The 10,868-nt window shown below is 60.9% G+C and carries 6 protein-coding genes; 4 read left to right on the top strand and 2 right to left on the bottom strand.

The window, feature by feature from the left end; genetic code table 11:
• Positions 1–425 precede the first annotated feature (425 nt).
• Entirely contained in the window at positions 426–2,216 is a 1,791-nt protein-coding gene (locus tag Q0072_RS18820) for a DUF1353 domain-containing protein (RefSeq protein WP_298333084.1), read from the bottom strand.
• 555 nt (positions 2,217–2,771) lie between these two features.
• Here Q0072_RS18820 and Q0072_RS18815 point away from each other — a divergent pair.
• From Q0072_RS18815 to Q0072_RS18800, 4 genes are all read left to right on the top strand, one after another.
• Positions 2,772–3,563, top strand: coding sequence for a hypothetical protein (locus tag Q0072_RS18815; RefSeq protein ID WP_298333083.1), 792 nt, complete (start codon positions 2,772–2,774; stop codon positions 3,561–3,563).
• Between the two features lie 152 nt (positions 3,564–3,715).
• Positions 3,716–5,479: a serine protease gene (locus tag Q0072_RS18810; RefSeq protein WP_298333082.1), complete on the top strand. Its 1,764-nt coding sequence runs from the start codon at positions 3,716–3,718 to the stop codon at positions 5,477–5,479.
• Positions 5,476–8,484 carry an ATP-binding protein gene (locus Q0072_RS18805; protein WP_298333081.1) on the top strand — a complete coding sequence of 1,003 codons (3,009 nt, stop codon included), beginning with the start codon at positions 5,476–5,478 and terminating at the stop codon, positions 8,482–8,484. The genes Q0072_RS18810 and Q0072_RS18805 overlap by 4 nt, the downstream gene beginning before the upstream one ends.
• Before the next feature lie 42 nt (positions 8,485–8,526).
• Positions 8,527–10,467 carry a DNA/RNA non-specific endonuclease gene (locus Q0072_RS18800; RefSeq protein ID WP_298333080.1) on the top strand — a complete coding sequence of 647 codons (1,941 nt, stop codon included), beginning with the start codon at positions 8,527–8,529 and terminating at the stop codon, positions 10,465–10,467.
• 126 nt (positions 10,468–10,593) lie between these two features.
• Here Q0072_RS18800 and Q0072_RS18795 read toward each other — a convergent pair.
• The coding region (locus Q0072_RS18795; protein ID WP_298333079.1) for a hypothetical protein at positions 10,594–10,868 on the bottom strand (275 nt) is incomplete at its 5' end.

Genomic DNA, 10,868 nt, shown 5'->3' with positions numbered 1-10,868 from the left:
CTGGATGCCCTGTTCATCTGGGCCGCATTGCATGGCCTGGCGGGCATTAGGGGCGGCTGTGCCATTACGACCCTGAGGCTTTCCTCCGACATCCTAGGACAAGCACCAGCGCATCTGCTGGGTCGGATCGGTCAGGCAATGGGGAACCCGTGTGGAGCCAAAGCAGACGGGTGAAACAGACCGGGGGTGCCGGAATGTCAAACTGGTGACCAGTGGGCATCGACAGGTTGGATGCGGGTGTTGGCACTCCCGATTTGAACCTGCGCAGCTAACAGATTGATTTTGATAGAGACTATGTAACAGCAAAGAATCTGAGCAAAAACAAAAGCCCCATAACCAGTTGAGGCTATGGGGCTTTTCATTATGAGTTTGGATGCGGGGGCAAGACTTGACCGATGGTATAGCAATTTATCCGTGAACATTTATCAGGAAGGAATGGCACCACTATCCTGCAATGCTCGGAGCATGACCGCTGCACCGCATTGCTTTGATACTGCATCTACGGAGAATACTCCGTCTTTTATGAACTTTCCTCGAGTATAATGGTTCGAAAAACTCCATAGGTAGGGTGAGTTAATATTGCGTGCAAGATAGCCGGTGCCGTTATAGGCCTCCCAACGCTGGAGCGCCGTGGAGACAGTCCAATCATCGCGCCCGACAAGCCCTTCATAGGTTAGCGCATCAACTGCACTGGATTCCCAGTCATTGGGCGGGGACCATATCTTGGGACGGCCCTTGGGCACATGAATGGTCTTTGCCGACAAGGCGTCGCCATTATGAAGATGTCCGTTGAAATTGAAGCTCGCCTCTAAGGCATGCAGGGCGCCGATGAACCACCAGGGTACTCCCGTGCGCTGGGTGACGGCCTCATAGCGGGACCTGTTCTTGAGGAGCATCCGGAGGTGCCAAGCCACCTCGCCCTTCCGCTGCGGACGGATTTCACAAGTGGCGTAAAGCGCGTCGTACGTCGCCCCCGACATCGCCGCCGCAGGGGGGGCTTCGGCGAACTTTTCGGGCGTCGGCGGGTCCCGCACAAGCGACGCGAAGCGGCTGAGCATGCTGCCGGCGGCTTCGGTGGAGAGGGAGTCGACCGCCACCTCCTGTATTGCCAAAAGACGTTCGATCAGCGGGTGGCGAGCCCAAACCGCCTCCGCTTCCGCCGAGAGCGACGCGAACGGCTGGTCGGGCAGTGAGGCATCCTCCACCCGCGCCGACCGCGCATCGGCCATAGCCTCAATGGCCGCAATGTCGGGAGAGGTGGCGACGATCAGCTGCGCGGCGGCGGCGAAGTCGACCGCGTCGAACGGATTGGCCGGCAGGGACACCGGCATGGCCTGCGGCGTGGCGACGGCTTCGAAGCCTTCCACGGAAAGCGCTGATCCCGCAGTCCAGCGCGGCCCGAAACGGTAAACAGCATAGTACATTATCTTTGCGCGAGCATCGCTCACGCCACTGCAAAGCATGGCGTCATGGAAAGCCCGGTGGGTCTCCCGCCAGGGACGGCTGCGTTCATCGCAATAATAGTCATGCACGATGGACGCATCCCTGTAGAGTCCCTCAAAGGGACCGCCGATCAGCGACCAAAGCACTTTCGGGATGGAAGCTCCGTCCACGATGGCATCCATTGGCACCGGCCATTCCCTGCCGCTCTCCTCCAGATAGGAGAATGGTCGCTTCAGGCGCATATGCCGGCCGTCATCAAGCCATTCGGTAAGTGGCGGGGCGCCGTCAAAACGACCGTAGCCAGCGCTGGCTATCTCCAGGAAACGGTCTTCGGTTTCCGGCCAAGCCAAGGCCGTGGGACGCAGGACCGCGACAAGGTCGGTTCGGCTGGAGATCGGCCGCAGCCGAACCTCCGCACCCTGCTGGTGGGCAATGGCCACGCTGGTGGTGGTGCGTCCACCACCGCCAGCCTCGATCATCTGCCCATTCCCCCAGGCAAGGCCGATATGGCTGATCCCGGCATCCTGACCGTAGAAGACGAGATCGCCGGGGCCAGCGTCCGCTGGTGCAACCACCGCGCTGCGGCCACGGCTGAAGAAGCGATAGAGCCCCTCAGCGGTCTGATCACCGGGCGGATCAAGGTTCAACCGGGCAAGCGCCCATTGAGCGAAGCCGGAGCAATCGTAGCCGTCAGACCCTTCCCCGCCCCATATATAAGGCTTTCCCAGCTCGGCAGCGAGCATGTCCTTCCATTGTTGACGCGTGATCATCATGCCCTCCTTTTTCAAGGACGCAACGGCAGTTGCCCGTAGAGACCCGCACTCGCGGAAAGTCCGTAAGGCGCGATGAGAACAGCCGGGATCACGACCACCGGCAGCCCGTACCCGATAACCATGGGAAACCCGACGGAGCCGATCAGCCCTTTCCGACAGCCGAAGAATCTTCCGGTAGCGCATATATCTAACACTCTGATAAATAGAATGTAATTTTATTTTATCATTCATTTGAGAATTTATTATTGCCCAGCACACGCGATAGAAACATAATCGCGGCGATAATGGTGTGTTTACACATTCGCCCCATCCCGTGAACCGTCACAGGTGACCGGCTGGGTTGGCGTTAGGGCGCGAACGTATCCGTCACGCCGAGGCAGATGATCATCTGCCTCAGTGGCAATGGCTTTTCGTGTTCGGAACTTGTCCTTGTCCGCTTTCAAAGAATGGGTCTCGGCGCATCGCAACTGATGCCGCCCGAAGAGGAAATCCACCCGGATTCCAATTCCACCGATCAATCAATGGGCACGCATACTTGGATGGGAGAAACGAGACATGGAAAACTACAGGAGTGCATTGGAATTCGTTGAGAGGGCACAACTGTCGTCAGCATCGGAGTTCCTGGAATCCGAACTGGAAGTCTTGCAGACGCCGCAGGCAGCACTGGATCAACTCAATCTCGACCATCTGCCGAAGAGCCTTGTGGCCGGGAACACGTTGCTGGACCTCTCGGCCACGCCGGAGACCATACGCGGCCCGCTTTCGCTGGCGCTTGCCTTCGCCGGTCGTGCCGCCAGTGCCGCGACAATCGGCAAGCCCGAGATGGATGAGGATGACTGGTTCGCCGAATACAAGTCAAACCTGATGAGGCTGGGCTTCGGCGTTTCGCCAAGCGCCTTCGTCACTTCGCGTTTCAAGAAGAAGAATGTCGCCGTCCACAAGGCCATCATCCCTTTCCTGACCATCGCCCTGGGCGGGGCCGGGGTTGGGCCCGTCATCCTGGAGCTTCTCAAGAGCCTGAACAGCATGGATGAGAACCAGCCCTGGATCACATTGTTCAACAAGGAAAGCCGGAAGTTCGATATCCGTGAGATGTCGTTCGGCGCCGTTGCCTCGGATATCGTCGAGACCCGTATCCGCCATGTGACGGCACGATTGCAGGTCAGCGACAAGGCCCTCAACATATTGTTCTTCAAGATCACAAGCGCGTCGGCCGAGTTCGAGAGCGCAACCACCCTGTTCAGCATCAACAACAATCTGCTGGCCGTGCTGGAGAAGCCCTTGCGCGACCGGTTGGAGCAATCGGCGCTTGATTTCATCCGGATCGCACCGCTGACCAATGGGTGAGACGGACGACGCCTCCTGCCATCAGGCGGCGAGTGTCACAAAACTTGGCCGCCGGCCAGGGTTCGCTTCCTTCTCCCGAGACCATTGCGACCCAATCCAAGGCGGCTTGAAGGCAAGCCACCTTGGAAAAGGCCGACAGGAGCAGGTAATAAGTGGCCGACATCGAAAAGATAGAAGCAGCAATCGAGAACCATCGGGTTGTCGCTCAGCAGGCGCTCGACGCGCTTCGTTACGGTCGCGAGAGCAGTATCCCGGACGCGAACGGTTTCAAGGTTCAGGCAGACATGTCCGGAAAGTCGCTCGCCACGCTCTGGGCAGCACGACTTGACGCCGCCGGCCTTCTGGACGACTTCGCCTATGCCCTGGCCGCACGCGGTGTCGTGCTGGACGAGGATGAACCCCTTCCCTGTGAAGCCTCCCATTTCGATGACAAAGCCCTTGGGACGTTCCTTGCTCGCTCGCAGGCATTCCGTTGCCAGATCCTTGTCGATGGCCAAGGACAAGGATCCGGCATCCTGGTCGGGCCGAGTTCCGTGCTGACAGCCTGGCACGTCATCGCTGTCGCGCCACCCGACGCCGAACAGCGCCCAGTCGACATTGAGGTCAAGTTGGCCAACGGCCGTCAGATCACAGCGACGAGGCTCTATGAGTCTCGCTGTGGAAACGAGGAGTATCTCAATCGCAGTCCTAAGACGGATGACGACATCGTTGACCGGAACGATCTCGCCCTGCTGTCGCTGCGCGAACCCGTCGGCCTTCATTTCCATTTCGCCGCTCTGCCGCAGCCGCCGTTCCAATGCCGACACAAATCGGCGCTGCTGCTGCTCCATTACCCGGAGGGGAAATGGCACGGTGTCACCTTCGGGAAATTCCAACGCCTGCGCAAGTTAACCGGACGCTGGGGCCATGACATCAACCCTACAGCCCCCGGCTCCTCCGGGGGAGGATGCTTCAACACCCAGTTTCAACTTGCCGGTCTTCACCAGGGACGCATTTCCAGCCAGGCAGGTCGGCTGGTGCCGGTGGATCGTTTTCTCGACGCCATCCGCGAGCATGTCGCCAAGGACGAAATACCCGACAGCGTCTGGTCGCTGGACAACACCGTTACCGGGGAACTGGTCGTCGGCAGGGAAGCGTTCTTCCACGGTTATGCCGCGGCCGCACGTGGTCCGGCACGCGTGCGCGGACTGTGGATCCAGCGGTCCAACCTCAGGGACGATGTCTCCGGCCTGCCCTTCACATACAGGTTGCTCGACCGGATGGTCGCGCGCAGCCCTTCCGCCCAGATTGTCCGCATAAGCTTTGACAATATCGTGCATGACTTCCTGGAGGAGATCGCGCGCCGCGTCACAGCAGCTGGGTTGCCGATTGCCAAGATGGGATGGGCCGACGGTGTCGCACCAACCCAGACCGAGCCGGAAGCCGCCGTCTCCGACCGCAGCCGCCGACTGGCGACGGCGATTGATGCCGCCGCCGGAACGGCGGGGACCCGCCTGTGGTTGTTCTTTGACCATCCACAGATCCTCTTCGGTGACGAGCATCGCTGGGCATTGACCGCCTTCGTCGATCAGGCGCTGAGACTTGAGAACCTGCGCCTGGCCATGGCGGGATACGAGGCGATCCAGCTACCCGGCGCGAAATTCGGATCAGGCGCCGAGGCGGGGGGTGAGGGCAAGCCCGGTTTCTATGTCGAGTATCTGAACGGCTTTACCCGGTACGATGTGGAAAACCTGGTGCGAAACGCCGCAAAAGGCACGGGGGAAACCGTCAGCGACGAACGGGTAAAGGAATTGGTGGATAAGGCGCTGGCCGGTCTGGCAAGCGTCAACGGCATCTACAAACCGTGGACGGCGGCGGAAGTGGGGCGACGCCTCAACTCGATCCTGTCGTCACCCGAAACGGCAGTGTCGCCATGACAGGACAGAATGTGCAAAACCGCGTCCCTCTTCGCGCCGCCAAGCGCTATGCGGCGCTGTCGGGGGCTTTCGATCCCAAAGAGGCACTGAGAAGGGCCACGCGGCTTGATGCGGATATCGCCATCGTCGCCTCGTTGCTCGCGTCGGCCTGCGATACCGACCCGCACAATTACGATGATCGCTGGCTGATGCGCTTGCCGGAGCGCCGTTTCGAACTCCGGGCCTTGCAAGAAAAAAACCTGCTGGAAAAAATGATCCGGTGGCGGCGCAGATTCGGCACGGATCAGGAGACGGACGACCTCCACGCAGCCCTGCGTGACCAGCCGCCTTTGTGCCGCGCTGGGATCGAACAGGCGATCGACGACGGCCCGCGCGAACTGCTTGAAAGGATGGTCGTCGCCTTGGATTGGGCCGGCGATCTTGCGCCGTCCGCAGATCTACTGCCGGTGTTGCGATCAGCCATTGCCATGCGCGATCAACGGCAACGTTTCGCGGAGGCGGACGCCCGCCCCTTCGTCGGCCGCCAACCGGAGCGGGAGCAAATCCAGCGCTGGCTTGAAAGACCCATATCAGTACCGCCGGTAAGATGCATGTACATCCAGGGCGGCCCCTCGGTCGGGAAGTCGTCGCTGCTGGCGAAGGCAGTCGCTGAATTTCATGCGGGCCGGCAGCCGATCATCCTGCGCTTCGACTTCGACTGGGCCGGCCTCGACATCCAGGACAAGGTCGGTTTCACGATGGAAGCGGCCCGGCAACTCGCGCAACAGTCGGGCAGGGCCGCCACCGGACTGACCGAAGCGCGGCTCGATGCAGCCAGGCGGACGGATACGGACATCAAATCCGCGCCATCCAACCGGGACAATATCCCCGTCGATCTGGCCAGGCGGATGGCGGAAGTCCTGATATCCATCGACCGACCCTTGCTGGTCGTCCTGGACACGATGGAGATATTGCGCGCAAAGGGCGAGACCCATCCAAGGCGGTTGTTCGAATGGCTCGACGAGATGGTGCGGGCGGGGATCCGGCCGTTGCGGGTTATTGCCGCCGGCCGGGGACAAGCCCTGGACGGCTGCCCTGACCGGATCGCAGAGGCTCCCCTTCCCGTTGATCGTCTGGACGACGATGCGGCCGGCATGCTGTTGGACCGGCTGAATGTTCCCCGACATCTCCGGCAAGACCTTTTACGGCTTGCCAACGGCAATCCGCTGAAGCTGAAGTTAGCCTCCGAGATCGTCACCGGCGGTGAGGCGGAGTGGGCGCGTGGCCGGCGGCGCGGAAAGGAAGTTTCGGCAACCTACCTGTACCGATCCATGCTGTCGCGTATCGACGATCCCGATCTGCGGCGGCTTCTCAATCCAGGATTGGTCCTAGGGCGCTTCAGCGCCGAACTGATCACCGATGTCCTGGCTCCCTTATCCAAGCTGCGTGGCATTACCAAGGCCCGTGCGCAGGCGCTGGCCAATGAACTTGAGGGCTTGCATTGGCTGCTAGAGAAGGACCCGGCGGCGCCGGAATTCCTTAAATCCAGGCCCGAGATGCGTTCACTGCTGGTGCCGCTCCTTTACAGCGCGGCACCCAAGGCCTGCGCAAGGATCAACCGGGCTGCCGCTGAATGGTTCGCGAAGCATGATGCCTCCTGGGCCAGGGCTGAAGCGCTGTTCCATCGGTTGCAGCTGCTCCGGCTCCCATCATCGGAAGTGCCCATCGTCGACTGGGAAACCGCGGTCCGCATCGATCCCGTCATGCGGGACGAGCTTCCGCCCAGGGCCCGGGACCTGCTGCTCAATATTGGGGGTGAACGCAGCGGATTGTGGCGGGCTGGTGAAAACACGTACATCACCGCCAAGGTCTCCAGCATTGTCGGCGAATTGAAGAACATCCTTCAGCGCGGCGACTGGCTGGAAGGACTGGATCTGGTCGGGAAGGTGACGCAGGCGGAAGCCTTGGATCCGGCATCGGAGACCGCCGACGGGCTGCGGGTGTTCTTCTGGCGGTCGGGACATTGGTCCAAGGCCATGACCCTGCTCAAGGGCCGGGACCAGACGGCTGTTGACCGGCCTTTATCGCCGGAGGCCACCCTGCCGACCCTGGAGATGCGGGCGGAGTTCCAGCCGCGACGGTTCGGCACCGACTTGAAGAGTTACCATCCCGCCCTCAACCTGCGCAAACTGGCCGGTGCCGCGGCGGACAATGTGGCCCTTCATGGTGCCATGGCGTTTCTGACGGACCAGATCGATGGCATGTCCCCCCTGGCAAGCCGGGGAGATTTCAACGCCGCGGGAACGGCGGTTGCACTGTGCACCGGTCATGATGAGCGGGGACATCTGCGCTCCGCGTTGGCAGCGGCGCATAGCCGATTCCGCGGCGACCCGCTTTTGGAGCAAGCCCGCAGCCATATGACTGACCCGGCCATGATCGCTGCGCTGACCCCCTACGCAACGGTTGCCCGAAATCTTCTCTCGGCAAGCAGTGACATGCTGTTGACCCGTTACACGGTGGGGGTCCTGGACAGGCTTGCCCTCCATGTCAATCTCCCGTCGGGGGCGTCGGCCATCGTCTCCGACCCTCTGAGCACCCTGACCGGCCTCGGATTCTTCGCCGAGTGGGCAGGCGCCGCCTGCTTCCTTCACCGCAATCCCGACCTTCGCCTTATCGCCAGGGCGGCGGAGCGCTGGCGACGGACCATGGCGGGTGACTGGAGCTATGGACCGGCACCGAACGGGTCGTCGTCTCCGATGCGCCCCGACCGGACGTTGCGGCAGCGGATCGACGATCTGATGGCGAGTTCGCATCCGGCCAAAGCCAGTCTCGCTGCCCTCGGCATCTGGTCACAGGACGGTGGACAGCGGCTGCATGCCACCCTGCGCTGGCGCCTCTGCCGCACGCTAAAGAATGCTGACGCGCTCTGGCCCGAAGGTCCACACGCGGTTGCTGCACACCTGATCAGCCGTCAGGTGCCCGCAGCTTTCGTGCCCCCCCTGACGGTTCTGACCTTTCACCGATGACACCCCGGTGCAGTGCCGGGGAACTGCGAATGGGAGATATCCATGGGAAAGACACATGAGGAGCGCCTTGAAAACATCCATAGACGGCTGACGCCGCCGGTGGAGGCTCGCATCCGCGAGGCCATCTCCAAGGGCGAGTTGCCCCGTCCCTTGCAGGAGTTGACCGCATCGGGCGGCGACGGACAGCTGGAAAGCATGATGCCGCTCGGCGCGCTGGAGCGGATTGTGCGGCAATATGGGCGCCCTCCCCTGCTGGTGAAAAACAACCAAGTGATCCTGGAGGATCTGGTGGACTTCCCGCCCGATACACCAGCAAAGATCAAGGCCGTGGAATGCTGGCTCCCCTCGGTCGGGCGGATAGAATTCGTCAATCATGCCATGCAATGGGGGGGGACGGGTTGGGTCTGTGACCGCGTCAATGGCAAATGGTTGATCATGACCAACCGCCATGTGGCGGCACTGGTGGCCCAGCGGAAGAATGACGGCAGCGCCGTGTTCCTACGCACCCCTTCCGGAGCCCGCTGCGGAGCGTTAATCGACTTCCTGGAAGAGGTGGACAGTCAGGCCAACAATAGCAGAACAGCTGTTTTGAACAGCATCAGTTACCTAGCGGACGATACGTCTGCGGATGTCGCGCTGCTGCAGGTGGACGCGGCTTTATTCGACATGCCCGATCCACTCGTCCTCAGCGAGAGGAGCGTCACCGAAGGGGAACTGGTCGCCCTCATCGGGTATCCGGCCTATGATTCACGCTACAACAAGGAAGATCAGGCCCGCTATTACCGTGACCTATACGAGGTCAAGCGGTTCGCGCCGGGCAAAATCATGCAGGGCGGAGATGTCGGAGAGGTGCTGTCCCATGACTGTACCAGCCTAGGCGGCAATTCGGGCTCTCCCCTGATAAGCCTGGAGGATGGCCGGGTCGTCGGGCTGCATTTCACAGGGCGCTATGGGGAGGGTAACGGTGCGGTGAGCTCTGCGACACTCGCCAAGCTGCTCAGAGGCGAGCGCCCGCCTTATATGAATATTCCACTGCAGATCAACGAGGCACCTGATGGTCATCATCCGGCCTCCCATTTCCGCGGACGGGAGGGCTTCGTGCAACTTTTCCTGCAGGATGGCTCAACCGCTACCCCCTGGCCGAAACTGAGCGACGATCTGGAAACGACCCTGGCGCAGCCGAACGATGATCCCCCTGAAAAGGGCGAACTGCGATACATGCATTTCGGCGTCAAATACTCAGCCAAATGGAAATTGCCCCTCATCACAGCGGTGAACATCGACGGACGCCACAGTGTGCGCATCAAGCGTGGCGACGACAAGTGGTTCACCGATGGCCGGATTCCTCTCGATATTCAACTGGGCGCCCGGAACTTCGCCGATGCCCAGATCGACCGTGGCCACATGGTCCGGCGCGAGGATCCAAACTGGGAAATCTCCGCAGGAGACGCGGAATTGGCCAATGACGACACGTTCCATTATGTCAATGCAGTGGCACAGCATTCGACGCTGAACCAGGGGAAGGCGCTCTGGTTGGGGCTGGAGAGCTATATCCTTGACAGCAGCCGCACCCACGGATTCAGAGCCTGCGTGTTCACCGGTCCCGTCATGCGCGACAAAGACGAGGAGGAGGAAGTCATCATCGATAATGCGGTGGTGCCACGCGAGTTCTGGAAACTGGTCGTGACTCTCGACGAGACGGAGAAAACCCTCCATGCCACGGCTTATCTTCTTAGCCAGGGCGAATTGGTTCGCAAGCTGCTTGAGAAGCGGTCCCGCCGGGAATCCCTTGAAGGTTTCGTCCTTGGGGCTTACCGAACGTTCCAGCTGTCGGTGGCGGATCTCGCGGAAGCCACCGGCTATGACTTCTCCGCTTATAGCGGCGCGGACCCTCTGAGAAAGCAGGAAGCCGCGATCAGCGCCTTCGCATTGGGCGAGCCGGTTATCCTTCCCATCCTGCATTTGGCCGACATTCGCCTTTGATTAGAGCAATCTTCCTTTGGCCGGAGTACCACTCCGGCAGCGGATACCGCTGCGCCGTAGATACGGCGTAGCGGTATCCGCCAAATGGCGGTGCCATGTTGGGCGCAGATGCCCGGAACTGCCGGTTCACCTTGTCCAGCGAGCATGGGGCTGGACTTGCCCGGAAAAAGTGGAGAGCGATGTCCTTAATATCAGATAGGGTATTGCCCCCTGACGAATGAGAAGAAACGCGGTCCGGGTCGGCACGCGCATTTCACGGATGATTTCAAAGCCGTGGCGGTTCGCCTGACCCAGACGAGTGGTCGTCCTTTGCGGGCGATTGGCGAAGATCTTGGACTGGGTCAGTGACACCAGAGAGTGCCATCCACGCCGGGGTGACAGCATTGCAGGGAATTGGCCAT

Origin of the sequence: Asticcacaulis sp., assembly GCF_027484505.1 — a bacterium.
GTDB lineage: Bacteria > Pseudomonadota > Alphaproteobacteria > Caulobacterales > Caulobacteraceae > Asticcacaulis.
Note: the sequence above shows the minus strand (reverse complement) of the source record. Positions and strands in the feature narration are given on the sequence as shown.